The sequence below is a fragment of the Pseudomonas botevensis genome (assembly GCF_019145475.1).
GTDB lineage: Bacteria > Pseudomonadota > Gammaproteobacteria > Pseudomonadales > Pseudomonadaceae > Aquipseudomonas > Aquipseudomonas botevensis.
In genome coordinates, this window is record NZ_JAHTKI010000006.1 from 16,273 (window position 1) to 38,870 (window position 22,598).

Below are 22,598 nucleotides of genomic sequence, written 5' to 3' on the forward strand. Positions count from 1 at the left end.
CCGACAAAAAATGGCGGCGATTCCTACTCCATTGCTTGTAAGGCTTTAGCATGGCTATCAGTGTTTTTGATCTATTCAAGGTTGGCATCGGCCCGTCCAGTTCCCACACCGTCGGCCCGATGCGCGCCGCCGCGACCTTCGCTCAGGCGCTGATCGAGCAGCATCTTTTGCTCGACGTGCAGCGTGTGGAAATCCGTTTATACGGCTCACTCTCGGCCACCGGTGTCGGCCACGCCACCGACCGCGCCTGCGTCATGGGCCTGATGGGCGAGTGGCCGGACAGCATCGACCCGACCACCATCGATCCGCGTATCAAGCAGCTGCGCGAGAGCGGTGAACTGTCCCTTGCCGGGCAACGTACGATTGCCTTCAGTTGGCCGCACGATGTCCTGCTGCTCGACGAGAACCTGCCCTACCACCCCAATGCCATGTCGCTGACAGCCTTTGGCGCCAGCGGCCTGTTGTTCGAGCAGACCTACTACTCGATCGGTGGCGGTTTCATCGTCGAAGCGGCGGAAGTCGAGTCCGGCGTAGCGGCGACGGGCGATGTCACCCTGCCCTACGATTTTTCCAGCGCTGCCGAGCTGCTGGCCCTGTGCGAGCGGCACAACCTGCGCGTGTCCGAATTGATGATGGCCAACGAGCGGGCCTGGCGCAGCGACGACGAGATCCGTAAAGGCTTGCTGCATATCTGGTCAGTGATGCGCGAGTGCGTCGAGCACGGCCTGCGTCACGAAGGTGTCCTGCCCGGCGGCCTGAATGTGCCGCGTCGTGCGGCGAAACTGCACCGCAGCCTGTTGGAAATCGGCAAGCCGAACGTCATCAGCTCAACCCTGTCAGCGATGGAGTGGGTCAACCTGTACGCCCTCGCCGTCAACGAAGAAAACGCCGCCGGCGGGCGCATGGTCACCGCGCCGACCAACGGTGCGGCCGGGATCATTCCGGCGGTGCTGCACTACTACATGAAGTTCAACCCGCAGGCGTCGGACGATGACGTCGTCGCGTTCTTCATGGGCGCCGCCGCCGTCGGCATCCTGTGCAAGAAAAACGCCTCGATCTCCGGCGCCGAAGTCGGCTGCCAGGGCGAAGTCGGCTCGGCCTGCGCCATGGCCGCCGCCGGTCTGGCGGAAGTGCTCGGCGCCACCCCTGAGCAACTGGAGAACGCCGCCGAAATCGGCCTGGAACACAACCTCGGCCTGACCTGCGACCCGGTCGGCGGCCTGGTGCAAGTGCCGTGCATCGAGCGCAATGCCATCGCCGCCGTGAAAGCGATCAACGCCACGCAAATGGCCCTGCGCGGCGACGGCAAGCACTTCATTTCCCTCGACCGGGTGATCCGCACCATGCGCGACACCGGCGCCGACATGCACGACAAATACAAGGAAACGTCACGGGGCGGCCTCGCCGTGAGCTGGGTGGAATGCTGACCGGCCTGACTGCACCGTCAACGATCAGCCGCCCTGAAACAGGCCACAAATGAACAAGGCGAGCCATGGCTTGCCTTTGTTTTTGCCGGATCCATTGTTCGACAATTTTCCCGGCATGCGCCTTGCTACGTCCGATGCAGCGGCCAGGGAAAAGCCGATGGTCAGGTCTGGCGAACCAACCCGATCACGGCCGGTCAACAACTGCACGTTCAATCAGGCGGTGACGCATCATGGACAATCCTTTTCAGCTCATTACCGATGCCTTCGCGCCGGACTATCAGATCAACCTGAGCATTCAGGGCCTGGACGGCAGCATCATGCTGACCCTCTCCAGAAGCGGCCGGATCGTGGCCAAACGCATGATCAGCGCTGAACAGCGCAATGATCCCAAACGTCTGAAACGACTGGTGCAAAGCATCCAGTTCGGCATTGCCATCGAGCAGGGCCACAGTGCCGTGGCCATCCTCGAAGCCATGACCAGCGGCGACGGGCAAAACCCGCCACCGCCCCGGATCGTCGGCCTGCCGCGCCACTCGATCGCGCTTTAAAGCTCGCCCTTCTCCACCTCGGGATGTTCACCGGAACCCGCGCCGGTCTTGCGGTGCGGGTTTTCGATCTTCACCGAGGGGAATTGCGACGAGGCGTAACGCACCACCAGGATCGAGAACGCCAGCAACAGAATCCCGCCGCACAGGTAGATGATGCCCATGTCCGGCGGATTGTGGTGCGACACGTTGGAGATCAGCAGACGGGTCAGTGCGGTGATCGCTACGTAGATCAGGAAACGCACCGGCATGTGGTTGGTCTTGAAGTAAATCCCGACCATCGCCCCCAGTTCGAGATAGATGAACAGCAGCAGAATGTCATCGATCTTGATATGGCCCTCTTCGAGCATCCCGAGAAATTCCATCACCGCCGCCCAGGCGGTCACCGCACCAATGGCGAACAGCGCCAGGTAGTGGAAGGTCTCGACGAACAGGTTGCCCAGGGACTCGGCCAGTTGATGCACGTTTTGCCGCAGTTTCTCGGCCCAGTTGATTTTCACGATGAGGTTCCTTAGCCCGGTTCGAGCGGATGATGCGTGTTGGACGTGACGGTTTTTCTGTAGAACGGTGTGCCCGCATGCAGAATCAGGGCCACGCCATCATGGCGAGCCGCCGCAGAACACGCGCCGTGGCGTTTAGCCGCACCCGGGCGCCAGCGCGACGCGCTCGACCTGACAAACCCCGAATCCGGTCTACATTAAAAAGCCACTACCCATGGCGCAGGGATTCGCTTATCCTTTTCGCTGTATATGGATACAGTAGTCGTCAAGACAACTTAACGTGAAGGCATGTGAGGTGGTGAATGGCCGTCGAAGTGGTATACCGCAGCAGCCGAGATCTGGAGCGCTTGTTCATGGATAAAGCCGAAGCTGACCGTCATGACAAAATGCTCGAACTGGCCGAATTGCTGGCCGATGTGTTGCAAAAAGCCGTTCCATCGCTGAACGAGCAGCAAGTGGAAGAAGTCGGGATCTACATGGCGAAGAATCGCGATGTGTTCGCCAAGGCGTTCAAGAGCCAGCCCGATGCCCTGTCGGAGCTGATCAACGCACCGGCCGAGCCGAGTGTCGCCAAGGCCGAAGTCGCCGAAGTGGCGGAACCGGCAGAAGCCCCGGCCAAACCGGCCAAGGCGAAAGCCGCGAAATAATCGATGCCCAATTGAACAGGCCCTGAGTCAATGACTCAGGGCCTTTTTCATGCCTGGCGAATGGGCCTATCGGTACAGGACTTTCTCCGCCAACTCGTCCGCCACCCGTGCCGGTGAACGTTTTTCCGCCTGGGCGTGGGCGAAGACCTCGGTCAGCCGCGAGCTGATCTTCGACAGATGCGCGGTGATCGTCGCCAGTTCCTCGCCCCGGTGCTTGAGCGACACATAGATCAAGCCACCGGCATTGATCACATAGTCCGGCGCGTAGAGGATGCCGCGCCGCTCCAGTTGATCGGCGACGTCGAGGTGGGTCAGTTGATTGTTCGCCGAACCCGCCACCGCCGAGCAGCGCAGTTGCGTCACGGTATGGCTGTTGAGCACGCCACCCAGGCCACACGGCGCGAGAATGTCGCAAGGCGTGCTCAGCAACGCATCGTTGGCGATCGGATGGGCATTGAGCTGTTCCATCGCCAGTTGCACCTTGCCGTGGTCGATATCGCTGACCAGCAATTCGGCTCCGGCGGCGTGCAGTTGTTCAGCCAGCGCATATCCGACGTTGCCCAAGCCCTGGATCGCCACCCGCAAGCCTTCGAGGTTATCGCTGCCCAGACGCGCCATGGCGGTGGCACGAATACCGGTGAACACCCCCATCGCCGCATGCGGCGCCGGATCGCCGGCCGAAGTGGTGCTGGTGACATGCCGGGTCTGCTGGGCGATGCAATCCATGTCCGCCACCGAGGTGCCGCTGTCGATGGCGGTGATGTAGCGGCCGTCGAGCTGTTCGATGCAGCGCCCGAAGGCCTCGAACAGCGCGGCGCGGTTTTCCACATGGGCCGGACGGACGATCACCGCAACGCCGCCGCCTTGTTCCAGACCGGCCAGCGCGGCCTTGTAGCTCATGCCTTGGGCCAGACGTATGGCGTCCTCGACAGCGGATTCGTCGTTCGGGTAGGCAAGATAACGACACCCCCCCAGGGCTGGTCCCAGGCGACTGTTATGAATGGCAACGACCGCCTTCAATCCGCTAACCGGATCGACGCTGAGGTGCAGCGATTCCAGGCGAGTGCTTTGCATGAGAGCAAACATCGTAAGGCTCCCGAATCACTTCCGGTAAGTCGCCAGTATAGGCTTGCGCCTGAAAATTGCAGAAACGCACCGGAATAACCCGCGCCCTCTACCGCGCTTTGCGGAATAACCTGATTGCAGAGCGGCGCGGCACTGGACGAAAGCCGAAGACGGGGCTAAAAACGAGGCATCCCCCGGAGATTTCGATGACCCCGCGCCAACGCTTTTTCGACTGCCTGCACCGCTCGCCGCCCGCGCTGTTCGAAGCCGCGCTGTGGATGGCGGCCGAGCACGACAAAGACGTCGATCCCGAGGCGGTGTTGCAGGACTTCAAGGAACTGCAATTGAAGGTCAGCTACGGCTTGCCGATGCTGCCGGTCAGCGAGCTGGCGCAACCGTTATTGCGGCGGCTGAACGATCTGGGTTTTGCCAAGGACGACTTCACCCCGCTGCGCCCGCAAGCCGCGCTGCTGCCCAAGGTGTTGCAGACCCGGCGCGGCCAACCGCTGGCACTGGCGCTGATTACCCTGGAACTGGCCCGGGGCCTTGAGATTCCATTGGTTGGCGTCAACTTCCCGGGGCATTTCCTGTTGCGCGTGCCCGGCGCCGATCATTTGCTCGATCCCTGTGGCGGGCGGCGTCTGTACCCCAACGACTGGCGCGAACTGCTGCAACGCCAGTACGGCCCGCAGATGAAGCTCAACGCCGATCACCTGCTGACCGCCACGCCGGTGCAGATGCTCCAGCGCCTGTCACGCAACCTGCGCCAATTGCACCTGACCCACGACGACTTCATCGCCGCGCTGATCGACGCCGAACGCGTGCTCGAACTCGGTGACGCAAACGCCGCCGACTACCTCGCCCGCGCCAGCCTGTACCAACGCCTCGACTGCCCGAACGCCGAACGCTTCGATCTCGAACACGCGTTGCTGCTCAGCGACGATCCGATCCAGCGGCTGCGCCTGACCGAACGGCTGGGTCACCTCCCCCCAAATTCAGTGGTTCACTGACAGCCTCCAACGGTGAGCGCACCTGGATAATCAGCAGCGCCGCGATCACCGCTGGAATCGCGCAGAAGAAGAAAATCTGCTGCACCGGAATGTGCATCGCCAGCAGCAGGCTGCCGAACAGCGGCCCGAGAATCGAGCCGAACCGCCCCACGCCCAGCGCCCAGCCGGTGCCGGTGGCGCGCACGTGGGCCGGATAGAAATTGCTCGCGAACGCATTGAGCGTCAGTTGCCCGCCGATGATGCAGAACCCGGTCGCGATCACGCAGGCCACCAGGTAACGCGGGTTGTCGTGGTTCAGACCGAGCAGGATGGTGCACAAGGCGGCGCCAGCCAGCACACCAGACAACAGGCGCACCTTGCGCTTGAGCCGGTCGGCGAACCAGGCCATGCAGATCGCGCCCAGGGTGCCGGCGAACAGGAACATCGAGGTCACCAGATTCGCTTCATTGAGCTTCAGGCCACTTTCGAGCAACAGCGATGGCAGCCAACTGATCATGAAATACAGCAGGATCAGGCTGACAAAAAACGTCGCCCAGATCAGCAGGGTCGGCTTCGCATAACCGTTGCGGAACAGTTCGACGACCGTCAGCTTGCTGCCCTGCTCGCGCTGATTCTGCTCGACCGTCGCGGCGGGTGGTTGCCAGTCCGGCAGCATGCGCGCGGTGACCTTGCGCAAACGCGCATAAGGCGGCGCATCACGCAGCAGGCGCGGCAGGGATTCGGGCAGCAGCCACCAGAGGAACGGGAACAGCAGCAACGGCGTGACGCCTCCGGCGAGGAACACCGCTTGCCAGCCGAAACGGTCGATGAATCCCGCCGCGACAAACCCACCCGCCGCCCCACCGAACGAGAACCCGCACGCGGCCAGCGTCACCATCAGCGTCCGCAGGCGCGGCGGCGAATATTCGGACATCAGCGCCATGGCGCTGGGCATCGCGCCACCCATGCCGATGCCGCAGATGAAACGCGCGATCATCAGAGTATTCAGGGAATCGGCGAAGACCATCAGCACGGTGAGGCTGGCGTAGATCAGCACACAGGCGAGCAGAATCCGTCTGACACCGAAGCGGTCGGCCAACGGCGTCACCGCGAGGGAACCCAAGGTCAGGCCCAGCAGGTTGGCGCTGAACACCGGGCCGAACGCGGCTTTTTCCAGACCCCAGTCCTGGGCCAGCGCCGGCACCACATAACCGAGCACCTGGGCATCGTAGCCGTCGGTGACCAGCAGCAAGGCGAGCAGGATCAAGAGCAACCACTGATAACGGGACACAGGACGGGCGTCGAGTGCCGCCCGAAAGCTGGCAATCTGGTTGTGCATCGCAAGTTACCTGTTTTGTTTTTATGTTTTGAGGTGCTGCATGAAGCGTTTGGGGGAGCGGGCTTGCTCGCGAAGCCCGCTCCCACCGGTGTTACGGGGTATCCGGCTGATTCGCCGGGTGAGCCTTGATGAACGCCGGATACCCGGCCGCCAGCGCAGCGACCCGGCGAATCCGTGGGTAAGCCTGCAGCGAGACATTGAACCGTTCGGCCGCGTACAACTGAGGAATCAGGTACACGTCCGCCACGCCCGGCGCTTCGCCGAAACAGAAGCCGCTGTCGCCGATCAGCTGCTCCACCGTCGCCAGCCCCTGGCTGATCCAGTGGCCGATCCACTCCGTCACTTGTGGCTCATCGTGGCCCGACTGACGCAGTCGATTGAGCACGCTGACGTTGTGCAACGGATGCACATCGCAGCCGATCACCGCCGCCACACCACGAACCCGCGCACGGGCAACGAGGTCGTCAGGCAGCAACGGCAGCTGTGGATAACGTTCCTCCAGGTACTCGATGATCGCCGGCGACTGAATCAGCAACGCGCCGTCATCCGTGCGCAACGCCGGCACCCGGCCCTGCGGGTTGAGCGCCAGGTACGCCGGTTGCCGATGCTCGCCACCCGGCGGCGCGATCAGGTTGACCGGCAACGCCTGATAATCGAGGCCCTTGAGCGCCAGGGCGATGCGCACCCGATAGGACGAGGTGGAACGGTAATAGGTGTAGAGATCCATGAGCCGCTCCTGTCAGCGCGCCGCCAGCACTTTGCCACGGCATTCGCCGAAGCCGATCGAGGCAAAACCGTCGCGGGCGCAGCGGGCGCGCAGGATGATTTCGTCACCGTCCTCAAGGAACTTGCGCACTTCGCCGGAGGCCAGTTCGATCGGCTTTTTGCCGCCCTCGGTGATTTCCAGCAGGCTGCCGAACTGACCGTTTTCCGGGCCGGACAAGGTGCCCGAACCGAACAGGTCACCGGCCTGCAACTGGCAACCGTTGACGCTGTGGTGCGCGACCATTTGCGCAACGGTCCAGTACATGTAGCGGGTGTTGCTCAGGGTCAGGCGATGGGCCGGCAGGTTCTGCTCGCGCATGGCTTCGGTGAGCAGCAGCACTTCCAGTTCGATGTCGAAGGCACCGCCGGCCTGATCGCGTTTGTCGAACAGGTACGGCAGCGGCTGCGGATCGCCTTCCGGGCGGGCCGGTTGCGCCGCGCGGAACGGCTCCAGCGCCTCGGCGGTCACCACCCACGGCGACACACTGGTGATGAAGCTCTTGGACAGAAACGGCCCCAGCGGCTGGTATTCCCAGGCCTGGATATCACGGGCCGACCAGTCGTTGAGCAGGCAGAAACCGGCGATGTGTTCGGCGGCGTCGCCAATGGCGATCGACTCGCCCATCTCGTTGCCCTGACCGATCCAGATCCCCAGTTCCAGTTCATAGTCCAGACGCGCGCACGGGCCGAAGGTCGGCTCGCTCGCCCCGGCCGGCAGGGTCTGGCCTTTCGGACGACGCACATCGGCGCCGGAAGCACGCACGGTGGACGCGCGACCGTGGTAACCGATCGGCACATGCTTGTAGTTGGGCAGCAACGGGTTGTCCGGACGGAACAGTTTGCCGACGTTCTGCGCGTGCTCGATGCCGACGTAGAAGTCGGTGTAGTCACTGATCCGCGCCGGCAGATGCAGCTGGCAATCGGCGGCCAGCGGCAGCAGTTTCGCGCCCTGGGCTTCGATCTTGCCGCGCAGGCTCGAACCTTCGCTGAACAGTTCCAGCAGGCGCTCGCGCAGGGCGACACGGGCCTCGCGGCCGAGTTCGAAGAATGCGTTCAGTTGACCGCCACGGGTGGCCTCGACCGCCGCGCACGCGGTGCCGTCGAACAGTCCGGCCTCCAGCGCCGCTTGCAGATCGAAGATGTGTTCGCCAATGGCCACGCCGCTGCGCGGTGCCGAGCCGCCGACGCTGAACACGCCCAGCGGCAGGTTCTGCAACGGGAAGTCCGCATGGCCGTTGGCCGAAGCAACCCAGCTGCGGGTGATGGAAGTCTGAGTCATGGGTTATCTCCGGGTCGGGTCGAACGTGGCGGGCAGCGTGGCCCAGCAGGCGTCGTAAGTGGATTGCAGTTGTGGGCAGTCGAGGGCGAAGCGGCTCGGACGCAACACCTGGCTGGTCTCGAACATGAAGGCCATGGTGTTGTCGATCTTGGCCGGTTTCAGATCGGCATTGATCGCCTTTGTGCAGGTCTCGCCGTCCGGGCCGTGGGCGCTCATGCAGCTGTGCAGGGACGCGCCGCCGGGCAGGAAGCCTTCGGCCTTGGCGTCGTACTCGCCCTGGATCAGGCCCATGAATTCGTTCATCAGGTTGCGGTGGAACCATGGCGGACGGAAGGTGTTCTCGGCCACCATCCAGCGCGGCGGGAAGATCACGAAGTCGAGGTTGGCCAGGCCGTGGACGCTGGTCGGCGAGGTCAGCACGGTGAAGATCGACGGGTCCGGGTGATCGAAACTGACAGTGCCGATAGTGTTGAAACGGCGCAGGTCATATTTGTACGGCACGTTGTTGCCGTGCCAGGCGACCACATTCAGCGGCGAATGATTGAGCTCGGTGCCCCACAACTGGCCGAGGAATTTCTGCACCAGGGTGGTCGGTTGCTGCAGGTTTTCGTAAGCGGCGACCGGGGTCAGGAAATCCCGTGGATTGGCCAGGCCGTTGCTGCCGATCGGCCCCAGATCCGGCAGACGCAGCGGTGCGCCGTGGTTCTCGGCGATATAACCGCGCGCCTGCGAGTCGAGCAGTTCGACGCGGAATTTCAGACCGCGCGGCAGCACGGCGATTTCCAGCGGCTCGACATCCAGCACACCCAGTTCGGTGGCGATGCGCAGGCGCCCCAGTTGTGGCACCAGCAGCATTTCGCCGTCGGCGTTGAAGAACACCCGCTCCATCGAACGGTTGGCAAGGTAGGTATAGATGCTGATGCCGGCCGGTTTTTCTGCAGCGGAGTTGGCGGCCATGCTCACCAGGCCGTCAATGAAGTCGGTGGGCTCGCCGGGGATGTCCAGTGGATTCCAGCGCAGGCGATTGGGCGTCACGTCACCCAACGGGCCGCCGGCCAGTTGCCGTTCCAGTTTGACGAAGGCCGGGTGGTTGGCCGATGGCTGGATCCGGTACATCCAGGTGCGCCGCGCTTCGCTGCGGGTCATGGTGAACGCGGTGCCGGAGAACAGTTCGGTGTACAGGCCGTAGGGGGCTTTTTGCGGGGAGTTCTGGCCGACGGGCAGCGCGCCGGGCAACGCTTCGCTGCTGAATTCGTTGCCGAAACCGGACTGATAAACCAGATCCGACGCGTTTGAATCGAGGTTCATGGAGCCTCCTGAACAGGGAGTCGGCATGGCCGAACGCTCTGGGACAGAGGTCTTGGCACGCCGGGGTTATTTTTATCGTAATTCAATTACGCATAACGTAATTTGCTCGCTATTCAGCGTCAAGCTATAAAGACGCCCATTCGTTCCGGGATACCGCCTCACCATGGAAAAAACCAGCGACAGCAACGGCAAACAGAAAGTCCGCTCCGCCGAAGTCGGCACCGACATCCTCAAGGCCCTCGCCGAGTTGTCACCCGCCACCTCGCTGTCGCGCCTGGCCGAACATGTGCAGATGCCGGCGAGCAAGGTGCACCGTTACCTGCAAGCGCTGATCGCCTCGGGGTTCGCCGAGCAGAACGCCGCCACCAACCATTACGGTCTCGGCCGTGAGGCGTTGCGGGTCGGCCTCGCCGCTCTGAACAGTATGGACGTGCTGAAAGTCGCCGCCCTGCCGCTGGCCGAGTTGCGCGACGAACTCAACGAAACCTGCTTCCTCGCGGTGTGGGGCAATCAGGGCGCCACCGTGGTGCATATCGAACCGGCGGTGCGCGCGGTGACGGTGGTCACGCAATTGGGCTCGGTGTTGCCGCTGCTCAGTTCCTCGACAGGACTGGTGTTCAGCGCCTACCTGCCGCATCGGGAAACCGATGAATTGCGCGAACAGGAAACCGCCGTCGACCGCCATCCGCTGGCAGATGAAAAGGCCTACGCGACCCTGTGTGAACAGATCCGCGAACGCGGCCTGCATCATGTGCATGGCTTGCTGATGCCGGGGGTGGACGCCTTGTCCGCACCGGTGTTCAACGCGGTCGGGCAGATCGCCGCCGTGTTGACCATCGTCGGCCCGACCTCGCTGTTCCACGCCGACGAAAACGGCCCGGCGGCGCAGCGACTGCTGGCGGCGGCGCGGGCCGTGAGCTGGCGGATGGGCTATCAACCCGCCGACCTGACCTGAGCGTTACCTCAGGTACGTCTTGCTGGTGAAGGACTCCGGGTCATCGAGAACCGACTGAATGATCGCCAGGGCCTGCAGCGGCAAACGCTTCTGCCCTGTGGCCTGAGAGAAGAATTTCTCGATGCTGTATATATCCCCGAGCAGGCCAATGACGTCCTTCTGCAACTTCGTCGGGCGTAGCTTGCTGATACCGGCCTTGCCCAGCGAGGCCAATTCAACCAATGCCGACAGGAAGTGAACCTGCGCCGTGGCACGGTCGCCATCCTGATAAGCCTCGGCCGCTTCCCACAGGCTTTTTGTCAGCAGCACCACGCTCATCGCAATGCCCACTGGCGGTACGACCACACTGATCACCGTAGCCGCCGCCTCCACCGCGTTGAAGACCAGTTTGAACATGATCTCGTTGAGACTTTCAGTCTTCTCATCGACATCGGAGACGGTCCGCGCGATCAAACCATCGAAGTCACCGCTGAAGTCCGTAACTCGCGCATATTGCTGTATCACCGGCATCTCGGTGAAGTTGCTCAGTTGCTCAAGATCGGTGATATAGGTTCCAACGACCCGCTGATCCTTGTATGCCACCCGTTGGTAAAAATACTGGCCAAGCCCCAGCGACTTGACTGACGAAACGAATTCCGAAAACGGACGGATCCAGCGCCCGTCAGGTGCATCCGGGGTAAACAGATAACTTTCAACTTTGCCCTCGTTCACACAGCGTAAAACAAACACCCCCACGACCAGTCGATCCCTGATTTGCAGATGGAACAACCCTGGGTCATCCAGCGCGACAGTGAACACCGAGCGGTTATCAACGTTCTCGCTGGCATCGATAATCCGCATGAGCTCCTTGAACTGCGCGGTCTGCAGACGCCCATGAAAATGCTCTTGCAGAACGCCGATCTGCATTTGCCGCCGCGCAACCTGTTTGTGAACAAGGCGCTTGAGAACACCTTCGGCATGGGTGCGATCCAGGTACTTCGCACGCAGCATGGCGATGTATTTCTCACCCGGACGCAAGGTTCGCGACCAACCGGCAATGTGGCGGATATCCAGATTTTTCACTGCGGGATGATCCTGGGCCAATGTGAAGCGCGGATAACTCCAGGCCGACCCTGCGTCGTTTGCATAGAAATGGGTTTCAGTGACGATCAGCCGGGTCAACGTCATATGAGCGTCCGGACTGACATCAACCAGTATCCGGTCAGGATTGACCGCAACCTGCTCGCCTTTCTCGCGTAAAACCTGCTCGACCCTTTGCTTGATCAAGTCAAAGCAGAACCGCTCATACGAGATGAATCCGCCCTCACGCGCCGCCAGTGTCTGCAACGCCCTGAGCTCGCAATTGATCCTGGCGAAACTCTGGCGCTGCGGCATCGGCGCGTTTCGAAAGCCATAGGGGCGCAAGCTTTCCTCTTCGGAAATGCGCCAGGCGCGGGCATTTTCGACGATGCCATTCAACACCTGATCGCCCATGTGCGGAGTGGTCGCCAGGGTGATGCCCCTCCAGAGCGTGGGCATCTGCTCAAGCCCTTTGAGATAGCCGACAATCTGCACACGATTCAACGCATGCGCACGGGACGCAATGAAATCGCGCCCAGCCGGCTTCTGGGTCCATTCGATGACGGTGCTGTCAACCTGCCGCAGGCTTCGACATTCGTACCAGGTCTGGTCACCGGGGGATCCCGGCGCATACAGGAACATGAGTTCGCCATCGCCCTTGCGGGCTCCGATCACCAGCATCTGCGCCAGGGGCCGGGTGTTGTGGAGAAAACGAATGCCATCGATCACAAAAGCGCTATCGCCAGTCACGGCACGCTGGATGCGCGCCAGATGTTCGTCGTTGCTGATGTGCCCCTGATGGCGAGCCGCCAATGCCGTCAACAGAAGCTTTTCCCGCAGGGCATTCTTCATCGCGGCGATAACCTCAGCACGCAGGAACAACCGACCGAGTTCGGCGCTGTGGGCCCACTGGCCGTCAAAAGAAAGAGTCGCCTCCAACCATGGCTGATTCAGGCTCGCCGGCAGATCCCGGCCTTTGAACGAGAACTCAGCCCTGTGCCCTTCGTCGTGCACACCGGCGATCATCTGTTCGGTCAGTGACCGGCTCTCTTCCTGCACGACTTGCCGCCCGCCCACCATGAAGGAGTACCGCGAGTTGCACAGGATTTCATCCGGATCCAGTTCCAGCCCGAACTTAAATCGCAGAATCTCTTTCCCCCTCTGTCGGGCAAAGTTTTGCAGCGAACCAAAAGGCGCCAACAGTTCTTCAAGCCTGGCGTCAGTGGCTTCGGATGCACGTTGCTGATCGAAGTAAGTATTTCGCTGCGTCTGATCAAGCCGTTCAAGCCATACAGGGCGGCTGTCGAGCAGATGTCGTTGATTCAATGCGATGTTCATTTCAATTACCTTGGATTTTATTTAAACAATTCAGGCATCCACCCGGTGTTTATAAAAACTATCCAAAGTAAAAAAACGCCGACAGCCGACAATCAACACAAAGCATTTAGAGTCTTGCCTATTTATTACCAGCCCCTAAAAAGCCACTCCCCCTCAACCACATAAACCAAGCATTCTTGCCCGTGCCACCGCATGAGTCCTGCGTTCCACGCCCAACTTTGCGTGAATCCGCCGGACATGAGTTTTAACCGTATGCAACGAGATGAATAATTTCTCGGCTATTTGCTGATTGGAATTCCCTGAAGCAACCAGTTCGAGGACTTGTGACTCTCTGAAACTCAGCGAACTTTCCTGATCATTCTTTTCCGTCAGTTCATTTCCCGCATCGAGCATCATCTGCGGACAACTCTTTTCAAACTGCATGATCAGCCATGGCAATTCACAGGCAGTGGCCAGGGTCTTGCCGCGATTGAGCAACGACCAGGCCGTATCCCGTTCATTGAGCAGATAAGCCGCCGCAGCACTCGCCAGCAGCAGTTCGGCTTCGAGGCTGACCATTTGCCGGGCACGCGCCTGATCGAGCAGCACCTGCAGTTGCTCCAGAGGCTTGTGCGCCTGCTGAAGATGGATTTCAGCGAGGATCAGCAAATACTCGATACGCGGAACCAGCTCCAGCGAGGCCGGTGGCGCCTGCCGCGCAAGCGGCCCGTGAAAGTGCTTGAGCACCCGGCTCAGGGCTTCCCGCGCCAACTCCGGGCGGCCCTGCTGCAAGCGCAATTGACTGCTGACCTGCAACAGCACGGCGCGATAGACCGTATCCGGGATCTGCCGCTGCTGCATCAGGCGTTCAGCCTCGCGCAAACGCACGAATGCCTGGGCATAGTCGCCACCGTCGGCCGCCAGTTGCGCCAGCCCGAGATAGCCATACAGCACCCGTTTGTCGTGGCTGCGCAGGCAATCGTCGAGACCGCGCTGAAAGAACCCGGCCGCCGCCGCTGCCTGCCCCATGCCCAGCGCCAGCCGTCCCCGGCGCAGGGCAATGCGACCGAGCAATGGCACGGGGCGCTGGGGCCGCTGGCACAGCAACTCGTGCATATCGGCCAGCACGACGTCGGCCCGTGCGGGAGCGCCGCGCTGTTCGAGCAATTGCGCGTGGTCCAGCTCAAGCAATCCCTCGAACAACAGCGAATCCCGAGCCCGGGCCAGGCACAGCGCCTCCCGGTTGATGAGGTGGGCCTGTTCCAGTTCGCCGCACAACAGCGCTTGTTGAGTCTGCCCGGACAGGCACAGCAACCGGACCGCCCAGGCCTCGCCATCCAGCTCGGCCAGGGCCTCGCGAAAATGTTCACGGGCCGGCTCCATACGGCCCTGCAAATGCAGCAGCCAACCCTGATGCGCCTGCCAGCGGGCGATCAACTGACGCTGCAAAGACGCCGACGGTTGCGGCACAAAACGTGAAAGGTGTCCGATACACGTCTCCACCTGCTCGAAACGCCCGGCGAACATCAGCGCCGCGCTGATCAGCCCCACCAGTTGCGGCGAGCCGAGGGTCAGTTCCCCGCCCTGCTGCTCATGCAGGCGCAACAGCAACACGACCATTTGGTCCTCGAACAGATGCTCGATGCTCAAGTGCTGCAACAGGCTGACCGCCACTTCGTACTCTTCGGCGAGCAACGCCTGTTCGAACGCCGGCTTCCAGTCCTCGCGGGCGGAAAACCACTGGCACGCGCGCCGATGCCAGGAGCGGCCCTCCGGCCAGCGCTCGGCCTGCATCAGACGCGACAGCGCCGGGTACACCTGCAACCAGTCCGGCGAATCCTGCCAGGGCTCGATGAAGCAACCCAACGTCTGCAACGTGAGCAGCAGTTGCGCGCCTTCGCCGGTGCCGAACAGATGTTCGCAGAGTTCGCCATTGAAGCGCGGCATGTGCGCCAACACTCGCCAGACTTCGGCCAATTCGGCGGAAAGGCTGCTGAACAACTCGTGATCCAGATAATCGAGAAAGGTGCCGACGCGCTGCTGCAACTGATGCTTCTGCGCCCAATCGCACTTTTGCAGCAACGCCATGCGCACTCCGGCGCACCAGCCACCGGTGCCACGCACCAGCCGCCCCGCCACGCTGCCGGCCTGCTCGGCGGGCAAGTGATGCAACAGCCGGACAATCTCGTCGGCCGTGAGCGCCAGGGTCGCGGCTTCACATTCGTACAATTCGTCGTCGAGCAACAGCCGTGGCCAGTTGCATTGCGGACGGCGGCGCGTGCCGACCCACCAGGTCAGCGTCGGATTGCCAAGCGCCAACAGCCGATCGAGCAGCGCATCGAGAAACGAATCCGGCGTGCGGCAGTAGTCATCGATAAACAGCCAGGTGGGGACCGAGCGAGTCGCCAGCGCAGCCATCAGCGCCGCCTCATCGACGCCGTCCGCACCCACCGCGTGTGCCAGACGCCGACAGAACTCATCGACACTCAATGGCGTGCCTGCCAACGGCAGCCAGCTCACCGCGATGTCCTCGGGGGCCAGGGACAGGCACTCGGCCAACAGCGCGCTCTTGCCGCTGCCGGCAGGTGCGCAGAGCAATTTCACCCGGGCGGGAGATGCCAGCAACGGTTCGCTCAAACGACTGCGCAACACGTGATGGGAGGACAGTCGGGGCAAACATCCGGATCGATCCAGACCTGGCGTCTTGGCAGTCATTGCAGTGGCCTTCTTATCGTTATGCGCCCACCCTAGCCCTCTCCCGCGCCCTTGTTGACGAGTATTCAGCACGCTGATTGACGCCCATAAAAAAGGCGACCGAGCGGTCGCCTTTTGTCCTGCGAATGTATCGAAACCCTTACCGAACGCCCTCCGCGCGCAGTGCCGACGGGGTGTAATCGGCAGCCCGTGCTTCGAAGCCGAACTCGAAGCTGTGCTTCTCTTCGTTCTTCATCCCCAGGGCAATGTAGCGACCGGCGATGATGTCGTAGAGCGCTTCAAGGGTGTAGGCCTGGGCCTGGTGATCGTAGTAGTACTGGGCATGACCTTCGCCCACCCGCCACAACTGCCCGCGACCGTCGTAGTGGTCGGCCAGCGCCACTTGCCAGCTGTCCTCGTCGAGGTAGAAATGGCGCTTGGCGTAGATGTGCCGCTCGCTCGGCTTGACCGTCCCGATCACCTCCCAGACCCGGTGCAACTCGTAACGAGTCAGGTCCTGATTGATGTGCCCGGCCTTGACGATGTCGTCGTACTTGAGACTCGGCGAGTCGAGTTTGTAGCTGTTGTACGGGATGTACATTTCCTTCTTGCCGACCAGTTTCCAGTCGTAGCGATCCGGTGCCCCGGAGAACATGTCGAAGTTGTCCGAGGTACGCAGGCCGTCGGCGGCGGTGCCCGGCCCGTCATACGCCACTTGCGGCGCGCGGCGCACCCGGCGCTGGCCGGCGTTGTAGATCCACGCCAGACGCGGCTCTTTCACCTGATCGAGGGTTTCGTGTACCAGCAACACGTTACCGGCCAGACGCGCGGGCGCCGTCACCGACTGCTTGAAGAAGGTCAGCACGTTGGCGGCTTTTTCCGCGTCCAGATCCTTGATCAACTGCGGTACGGCGATCTCTTCCTCGAAGCGGATCGGCGTGTAGCTGCCGTTGGTCTGCGGGGTCACCTGGGTGATGATCCGCCGCAGATTGCCGCCGTGGTAACGGGTGATGTGGTTCCACAACACTTCCACGCCGGTCTTCGGAATCGGGAACGCGTAGTAGCGGTTGCCGGTGAAATTCGCCAGGCCGTTACCGTCGTTGATGCTGGTGACGTTGAGCGCGCTGCGCTTGGCCGACTCGTAGATTTCCGGCGGCACGGCCACGGTGCGATGGGTCGGGTAGACCGGGATCTTGTAGGTTTCCGGATAGCGCTTGAACATCGCCACCTGGCCGTCGGAGAGCTTGTCCTTGTACTTGTCGACGTTCGCGGCAGTGATGGTGAACAACGGTTTTTCATTGGCGAACGGGTCGGCGAGGAAGCCTTTGCTGTCCACCGCCCCGGCGTTTTTCGGGATGCCGCCGGTCCAGGCCGGGATCGAGCCGTCGGCGTTGCCGGCCTTCTCGGCGCCCAGCGGCGTCAGACTGGTGCCGAGCTTGTTGGCTTCCTCCGGCGACACCGCCGCCATCACGTTGGCGGCCAGCAGGCTGAGGGCCAGAACACCGCATTGCAGAATCATCTTGCGCATTGATTTCATCCTTCTCGGGCAGATCAGAAGTTCACGCCGAAGCTGAGCGCCACGAAGTCACGGTCTTCGAGGGTGTTGTAGTCGCCACCGAAAAAGTCGGTGTAACTCAGGCTCGCGGTGTAGGTGTTGCGGTAGTCGGCATCGACCCCGACGCTGATTGCCTTGGCGCCTTCGTTGAACAGGCCGTTGGGGCCGTAGCCGGAAACGTCGTGGGACCAGGACAGGTTGGGCTTGAGGTTGATCCCGCCGATCACGTTGGCGTAATCGAGGATCGCCCGGGCGCGGTAGCCCCAGGAGGTCGAGGTGACGAAGCCGTCGGTGTCGCCCCCGAAACCGTACTGGCCGTACACCGAATCGCGGCCATAACGCAGCTTGCTGCGCGCCTCCAGACCACCGACATGCACCACCGCCGCTTCACCCACCACGGTCAGGCGTTCGGCCCCCAGCACCTGATCGAAGAAGTGCGTCAGGGTGCTCTGGATCTGCGTCACTTCCTTGCGCCGGTAGCCCTTGTTGTCGGCACCGGGGGACGTGGTCAGCGGTGATGCCGCACCGCCGGCAATCGGGTTGAGCAGCGCCAGGGTCAGGTCGTTGGTGTTGACCTGCACCGGGGCGTTGGGCCGGTAGCTGACTTCGCCGGTCCATGCGGTGCCGGTCGGCAGCGTGGTGGAGAAACTCGCGCCGTAGAGGCGAATGTCTTCCGGGTATTCCAGGTAGTACTGGCCGCGTCCGAGCATCACGCTTTGCGCCAGCCCCGAGCCGCTGCCGGGAGCCAGTCCATTGGCAATGCCGACCATCCCCGGCAATGCCGCCAGGGTCGACAGGCCGGCGGTGGTGGTGCCGACCGTTGGCGTGCGGCTGTGGTAGTTCATGAAGTAGAGGCCGTACTCGGTGTCGTCGCCGAGCCAGCGCAGTGCCGTGCCCCATTGCCCGGAGTCCCGCGCATCACGGTCGCCGCCACGGGGCACGACCACGCCTTCACGAGTCACCTGAATCGGTTGCCCGAACGCTGCCGCCAACGGCGCCAGCGGGGCAATCGCCGGACTGCCGACGGTGTAGCCGTTATTGCAGCCATCCGCCGCCACGTCGACGCCGAAGAAAGTGCCGCAGTTGTCGAGAACGGTCTGATCCCACTCCAGTTGGTAGAAGCCTTCGACGGTCAATCTGTCGGTGAGGCCCTGGGAGGCGAACAGCATGTTCACCGGAATCAGGCCTTCCTTGATCTCCGCGCCTGGGCGGCGGAACGCCGAGACGTCGATCGGGTTGATGCTGTTGATCGAGTTGCCGATGAAGGTACTTTCGCCCCAACTGACCACCTGCTTGCCGGCGCGCACGGTGCCGGGCAGATCGGCGATGTTGTAGTTGTGATAGATGAAGGCGTCGAGAATCTGCGCACCGGACGACTTGGCGCCCTCCTTGCGACCCTTGTCGCTGATCGGCTTGAACTCGCGGTCTTCGTCCTTGAGCTCGAAGTCGTACCAGTACTTGCCACGCACGAACACGCCGGTGTCGCCGTACTTCAACTCAAGGTCATGGATACCCTTGAAGATCTTGGAGAACGTCTCGCCTTTCTTGAAGTTGAGGCGCCCGTCATCACCGGTCGAAGACTGGCCCGTACCGCCATTGACCGTACCGACCAGCGACTTGTCGGCATCGCGCATGCCCCAACTGGCGCCGACCGACAGCGACGAGTCGAACGTGCCTTCGATTTCCCCGATATTGAACGAAACCGCGTGCGCCTGGGCACAGCAACCCAAGGCCACCGCAGCCGCCAGCGCTTGCGGTGTGAAGATGGCGCGCATTGTTGTTTTTGTCATGCGTCTTCCCCGGTGAGTGACAGAAGGCCCCACCCTACTGCCGCCACACCGGGACGATAAGCGCACCAAGGAGGTATTCGCGCTGTCGCTCCAAAGGATGAATGCCCGCCTGCGACGGGGCCTGGCGCGGGCCATCGACAGGCTGGATGACGCAGGATCAACGCGACGGATAATGCCCGCGCCAGCGCACCGCAACTGTTACACGCACCGTAACAGTGCATGTCCGGAATCGGTATTTTTCTGTAGGCCTCAAGCCCTTATTCTGAGCGGGCTTTCACGGCAGACCGCGAGAAAGCACGAAGCCCCGGCCGTGAGTCATTCACGCCAGCGGCGACAGATTTCAGATGAGTCGAAGCATTTTCGGCTGATCGCCCCGGTGTTCACTGACGTTGATTTGTAGCTCCTTGATCCAACGTCTTACCTTGGCCGCTGCGTTTGCAGCGGCCTTTTTTATGGGCGGTGTTTTTTGTCGTGCATGCGGGCAGCAGCGGACAGGCAGGATGAAAGCAGTACGTCTGGCGGGAAGTCGGGCCACCGGGCATTGGCTGGGTGGCCCGCCTCGCTTACAACGAATACTTCTGCAGATTCCCCATCATTTCCTTCAGTGCCTCGATGTTGTCCTTCGGATGCGCCGCACCTTCGAAATCACAGATCTGCTGCCAGTGCGCCGCGACGTCTTCCGGGGAAAAACCGACGCGAGGATCGAACCCGGCGCCCAGGCTGCGCTCCCAACGCACCTTGCCCATCCAGCCGCCACCGACCTCGAACAGGCCTGAGGTTTCCTGGCATTGCTCGCTGCCGAGAAACACCACCAGCGGGCTGACCAGTTCCGGCTTGAGTTGTTCGAAAACCTGCGGCGGGATCAGGCCTTCGGTCATGCGCGTGCCGCCAGTGGGGGCGATGGCGTTGACCAGGATGTTGTTCTTGCGACCTTCGATCGCCAGTGTCCGGGTCAGGCCGTAGAGGCCGAGTTTGGCCATGCCGTAGTTGGACTGGCCGAAGTTGCCGTAGATGCCCGAGGTCGACGCGGTGAAGATCACCCGGCCGTAGTTTTGCTCGCGCAGATGCGGCCATGCGGCGCGGGTGACTTTGTAGGCGCCTTCGACATGGACGCGGTAAACCAGGTCCCAGTCGGCGTCTTCCATCTTGTGGAACGTCTTGTCACGCAGGATGCCGGCGTTGTTGACCACCACGTCGACGCGACCGAATGCATCGAGGGCGTTCTGCACCAGTTTGTCGCCGTCGGTGACGGAGTCGTGGTTGGCTTCGGCGATACCGCCGGCCGCGCGGATCTCGGCCACCACGCGGTCAGCGGCCGACGCGTTGGCGCCCTCACCCTGAGTCGAGCCGCCGAGGTCGTTGACCAGCACTTTGGCGCCCTGCCGGGCGAACAGCAGCGCGTGCGCCCGCCCCAGGCCGCCGCCGGCTCCAGTCACGATCACGACTTTATCTTCGAAACGCACAGACTCATTCATCGGGGAACTCCAGCAGGCCTGAGGGGGACAGTGATCCCGAGTGTCAGGCACGGCGCTTTCGGTCACAACGAACACGGCTGAGGCTGAATGGTGCGCAATAAGGCAGGGGGATGATGCGGATGGAAATCCAAAGATCGCAGCCGGCGGGCTGCGATCCGTTCAGGAACACGCCACTTTGAGCGGCGGTAAAGCCTGGCGCTCGCGAAATGCCAGGTAGTGCTTGAGCACCTGCATCGGCGCTTCGGTCTGCGGATAGTGGCCGATGCCCGACAACAGCACGGTGTCCGCGTCCGCAATCAACTCGCGAAAACGCTCGACCATGTGCGCGCCGGAAATCGGATCGACCTCGCCGTCGATCACCCGCATCGGAATCTCGCCACGTTGCATCGCCGCGACCCAACGATCCCGCTGCACCCGGCGCTCCGGGATATAGCTGATCAGTTTGTGCATGATGCGCGGGCCGTGATGGGTTTCGATCAGGCTCCAGAAATCATCCATCTCGCTTTCGCTCGGGCGGGTCTGCGGGCCGAACACCTGGCGGAAACTTTTCACCAGCCTGTCCCGGGTGAACGCGCGGCCGATCATCCAGCCCAACGGGCTCAGCAAGAGCTTCTGCATCAGCACCGGCCGGTGGGTTTCGGGAAACAGGCCACCGTTGAGGAACACGCAACTGGCGACGTCGATCAGGCCTTCGTAATGCCGCGCGAGCAACTCCTGAGCGACGCTGTCGCCGTAATCGTGCGCCAGCACATGCACCGATTGTTCGACTTGCAGATGCGCGAGCAACGCCTGTTGCAGGTCGGCCTGTTCCAGCAGGCTGTAGGTGTGGTTCAGCGGTTTGGCCGAATCGCCGAAACCGAGCATGTCGCAGGCAATGACCCGATAGCGCTGCGTCAGCGGCTGCCAGAGGTAATGCCAGTCCCAACTGGCGGTCGGGAAGCCATGGATCAACAACAGCGGCTCGCCCTGCCCGGCGGTCCAGTAACGGATCGACTGACCACGGAAGACAAACGTCTGACTGCGTTTGCGCCAGACACTCAGAGGAATCTCGGAGAGAGGCATTAGAGTTTATAACCCGCGTCTTGTTGATCGAGTTTGCGCAGCAACGCAGGCCAGGCCAGCGCACCGCCCATGCCTTGAGCGCTCTTGGTGACGCCGGCGATCATCGCTTTGGCCCCGGCCAGAATCTGCGGCTCGATGGCGATCAGTTCGGCATTGCCGGTCTGCGCCATGACCTGAATGTCGCAGGCACGCTGGAAGGTGAACATCATCAGGAAGGTGTCGGCGATGGTGCCGCCGCAGGTCAGCAGACCATGGTTGTGCAGCATCAGGAAGTTGCTCTCGCCGAGGTCGGCCTGCAACCGCGCCTTTTCTTCGTGATTCAGCGCCACCCCTTCGTAGGCGTGATAACCCAGACTCGACAGCACGAACAACGACTGCTGGCTGATCGGCAGCACGCCCTGTTTCTGCGCCGACACCGCGACACCCGAGGCCGTATGCGTGTGCAGTACGCACGCTACATCGTGCCGTACTTCATGCACGGCGCTGTGGATGGTGTAGCCGGCGGGATTGATCTCGTAGGGGCTGTCCATGAGTTTGTGGCCGGCCTGATCGACCTTCACCAGGCTCGACGCGGTGATCTCGTGAAACATCAGGCCGAACGGATTGATCAGGAAATCTTCGGTGCCCGGCACCTTGGCGGAGATGTGGGTGAAGATCAGGTCATCCCAGCCATGCAAGGCAACCAGGCGATAACAGGCGGCAAGATCGACACGGGTCTGCCATTCCGCGGCACTGACCTGATTTTTGACATTCGGGGGGGACTGGACGGGGGCTACGCTCACTGTATGCACCTCTGCTTTCTTATTGTTTTGCACTTCTCAGCAGTC

The 22,598-nt window shown here is 62.0% G+C and carries 17 protein-coding genes and 1 pseudogene; 5 read left to right on the plus strand and 13 right to left on the minus strand.

Going from position 1 to position 22,598, the window contains the following annotated elements; translation table 11 throughout:
* Positions 1 to 50 precede the first annotated feature (50 nt).
* A complete protein-coding gene (locus KVQ74_RS09975; protein ID WP_217830906.1) occupies positions 51 to 1,427 on the plus strand; it encodes an L-serine ammonia-lyase in 1,377 nt (458 codons plus the stop codon).
* Positions 1,428 to 1,657: 230 nt separating this feature from the next.
* Positions 1,658 to 1,975: a DUF3509 domain-containing protein gene (locus KVQ74_RS09980; protein ID WP_217830907.1), complete on the plus strand. Its 318-nt coding sequence runs from the start codon at positions 1,658 to 1,660 to the stop codon at positions 1,973 to 1,975.
* Here KVQ74_RS09980 and KVQ74_RS09985 read toward each other — a convergent pair.
* A complete protein-coding gene (locus KVQ74_RS09985; RefSeq protein WP_217830908.1) occupies positions 1,972 to 2,472 on the minus strand; it encodes a phosphate-starvation-inducible protein PsiE in 501 nt (166 codons plus the stop codon). The genes KVQ74_RS09980 and KVQ74_RS09985 overlap by 4 nt on opposite strands.
* A 302-nt stretch (positions 2,473 to 2,774) precedes the next feature.
* On the opposite strand from KVQ74_RS09985, the pseudogene KVQ74_RS09990 reads away from it, so the two are divergent.
* Positions 2,775 to 3,029 (plus strand): annotated as a pseudogene (locus tag KVQ74_RS09990) (YebG family protein); the annotation flags it as partial.
* 156 nt (positions 3,030 to 3,185) lie between these two features.
* Here the strand turns inward: KVQ74_RS09990 and KVQ74_RS09995 are convergent.
* A complete protein-coding gene (locus KVQ74_RS09995; RefSeq protein ID WP_217830910.1) occupies positions 3,186 to 4,205 on the minus strand; it encodes a Glu/Leu/Phe/Val dehydrogenase family protein in 1,020 nt (339 codons plus the stop codon).
* Positions 4,206 to 4,390: 185 nt separating this feature from the next.
* On the opposite strand from KVQ74_RS09995, the gene KVQ74_RS10000 reads away from it, so the two are divergent.
* Entirely contained in the window at positions 4,391 to 5,194 is an 804-nt protein-coding gene (locus tag KVQ74_RS10000; RefSeq protein ID WP_217830911.1) for a SirB1 family protein, read from the plus strand.
* Here KVQ74_RS10000 and KVQ74_RS10005 read toward each other — a convergent pair.
* From KVQ74_RS10005 to hmgA, 4 genes are all read right to left on the minus strand, one after another.
* On the minus strand, positions 5,118 to 6,512 hold the full coding sequence (locus KVQ74_RS10005) for an MFS transporter (protein ID WP_217830912.1): 1,395 nt from the start codon (positions 6,510 to 6,512) through the stop codon (positions 5,118 to 5,120). The genes KVQ74_RS10000 and KVQ74_RS10005 overlap by 77 nt on opposite strands.
* 91 nt (positions 6,513 to 6,603) lie before the next feature.
* Positions 6,604 to 7,239, minus strand: coding sequence for a maleylacetoacetate isomerase (gene maiA, locus KVQ74_RS10010; protein WP_217830913.1), 636 nt, complete (start codon positions 7,237 to 7,239; stop codon positions 6,604 to 6,606).
* 12 nt (positions 7,240 to 7,251) lie between these two features.
* Positions 7,252 to 8,556, minus strand: coding sequence for a fumarylacetoacetase (fahA, locus tag KVQ74_RS10015; RefSeq protein ID WP_217830914.1), 1,305 nt, complete (start codon positions 8,554 to 8,556; stop codon positions 7,252 to 7,254).
* Between the two features lie 3 nt (positions 8,557 to 8,559).
* Positions 8,560 to 9,864, minus strand: a complete 1,305-nt coding sequence (gene hmgA / locus KVQ74_RS10020) for a homogentisate 1,2-dioxygenase (protein ID WP_217830915.1) — start codon at positions 9,862 to 9,864, stop codon at positions 8,560 to 8,562.
* 163 nt (positions 9,865 to 10,027) lie between these two features.
* On the opposite strand from hmgA, the gene KVQ74_RS10025 reads away from it, so the two are divergent.
* On the plus strand, positions 10,028 to 10,819 hold the full coding sequence (locus KVQ74_RS10025) for an IclR family transcriptional regulator (RefSeq protein WP_217830916.1): 792 nt from the start codon (positions 10,028 to 10,030) through the stop codon (positions 10,817 to 10,819).
* 3 nt (positions 10,820 to 10,822) lie between these two features.
* Here KVQ74_RS10025 and KVQ74_RS10030 read toward each other — a convergent pair whose 3' ends face one another.
* The 7 genes from KVQ74_RS10030 to KVQ74_RS10060 form a co-directional block, all read right to left on the minus strand.
* Positions 10,823 to 13,216 carry a dermonecrotic toxin domain-containing protein gene (locus KVQ74_RS10030; protein ID WP_217830917.1) on the minus strand — a complete coding sequence of 798 codons (2,394 nt, stop codon included), beginning with the start codon at positions 13,214 to 13,216 and terminating at the stop codon, positions 10,823 to 10,825.
* A 153-nt stretch (positions 13,217 to 13,369) separates the two neighbouring features.
* The gene (locus KVQ74_RS10035) at positions 13,370 to 15,910 is read right to left on the minus strand and encodes a LuxR C-terminal-related transcriptional regulator (RefSeq protein WP_217830918.1); all 2,541 of its coding nucleotides are present in this window, start codon (positions 15,908 to 15,910) and stop codon (positions 13,370 to 13,372) included.
* Between the two features lie 139 nt (positions 15,911 to 16,049).
* On the minus strand, positions 16,050 to 17,417 hold the full coding sequence (locus tag KVQ74_RS10040) for a DUF1329 domain-containing protein (RefSeq protein ID WP_404822667.1): 1,368 nt from the start codon (positions 17,415 to 17,417) through the stop codon (positions 16,050 to 16,052).
* A gap of 23 nt (positions 17,418 to 17,440) precedes the next feature.
* Positions 17,441 to 19,234 (minus strand): DUF1302 domain-containing protein, encoded by a 1,794-nt coding sequence (locus KVQ74_RS10045; RefSeq protein ID WP_217830920.1) that lies wholly within the window; start codon positions 19,232 to 19,234, stop codon positions 17,441 to 17,443.
* 563 nt (positions 19,235 to 19,797) lie between these two features.
* Positions 19,798 to 20,709 carry an SDR family oxidoreductase gene (locus KVQ74_RS10050; RefSeq protein ID WP_217830921.1) on the minus strand — a complete coding sequence of 304 codons (912 nt, stop codon included), beginning with the start codon at positions 20,707 to 20,709 and terminating at the stop codon, positions 19,798 to 19,800.
* Between the two features lie 159 nt (positions 20,710 to 20,868).
* Complete coding sequence (locus KVQ74_RS10055; RefSeq protein ID WP_217830922.1) at positions 20,869 to 21,771, minus strand: alpha/beta fold hydrolase; 903 nt, start codon at positions 21,769 to 21,771, stop codon at positions 20,869 to 20,871.
* Positions 21,771 to 22,553 carry a class II aldolase/adducin family protein gene (locus KVQ74_RS10060; protein ID WP_217830923.1) on the minus strand — a complete coding sequence of 261 codons (783 nt, stop codon included), beginning with the start codon at positions 22,551 to 22,553 and terminating at the stop codon, positions 21,771 to 21,773. The genes KVQ74_RS10055 and KVQ74_RS10060 overlap by 1 nt, the downstream gene beginning before the upstream one ends.
* Positions 22,554 to 22,598 lie beyond the last annotated feature (45 nt).

Coding starts and splice junctions, on each gene's coding strand:
- KVQ74_RS10045 (WP_217830920.1), bottom strand. CDS start 19,234: ATGACAAAAACAACAATGCGCGCCATCTTCACACCGCAAGCGCTGGCG.
- KVQ74_RS10040 (WP_404822667.1), bottom strand. CDS start 17,417: ATGCGCAAGATGATTCTGCAATGCGGTGTTCTGGCCCTCAGCCTGCTG.
- KVQ74_RS09995 (WP_217830910.1), bottom strand. CDS start 4,205: ATGTTTGCTCTCATGCAAAGCACTCGCCTGGAATCGCTGCACCTCAGC.
- maiA (WP_217830913.1), bottom strand. CDS start 7,239: ATGGATCTCTACACCTATTACCGTTCCACCTCGTCCTATCGGGTGCGC.
- KVQ74_RS10055 (WP_217830922.1), bottom strand. CDS start 21,771: ATGCCTCTCTCCGAGATTCCTCTGAGTGTCTGGCGCAAACGCAGTCAG.
- fahA (WP_217830914.1), bottom strand. CDS start 8,556: ATGACTCAGACTTCCATCACCCGCAGCTGGGTTGCTTCGGCCAACGGC.
- KVQ74_RS10000 (WP_217830911.1), top strand. CDS start 4,391: ATGACCCCGCGCCAACGCTTTTTCGACTGCCTGCACCGCTCGCCGCCC.
- KVQ74_RS09975 (WP_217830906.1), top strand. CDS start 51: ATGGCTATCAGTGTTTTTGATCTATTCAAGGTTGGCATCGGCCCGTCC.
- KVQ74_RS09980 (WP_217830907.1), top strand. CDS start 1,658: ATGGACAATCCTTTTCAGCTCATTACCGATGCCTTCGCGCCGGACTAT.
- hmgA (WP_217830915.1), bottom strand. CDS start 9,864: ATGAACCTCGATTCAAACGCGTCGGATCTGGTTTATCAGTCCGGTTTC.
- KVQ74_RS10030 (WP_217830917.1), bottom strand. CDS start 13,216: ATGAACATCGCATTGAATCAACGACATCTGCTCGACAGCCGCCCTGTA.
- KVQ74_RS10025 (WP_217830916.1), top strand. CDS start 10,028: ATGGAAAAAACCAGCGACAGCAACGGCAAACAGAAAGTCCGCTCCGCC.
- KVQ74_RS10035 (WP_217830918.1), bottom strand. CDS start 15,910: ATGACTGCCAAGACGCCAGGTCTGGATCGATCCGGATGTTTGCCCCGA.
- KVQ74_RS10005 (WP_217830912.1), bottom strand. CDS start 6,512: ATGCACAACCAGATTGCCAGCTTTCGGGCGGCACTCGACGCCCGTCCT.
- KVQ74_RS10050 (WP_217830921.1), bottom strand. CDS start 20,709: ATGAATGAGTCTGTGCGTTTCGAAGATAAAGTCGTGATCGTGACTGGA.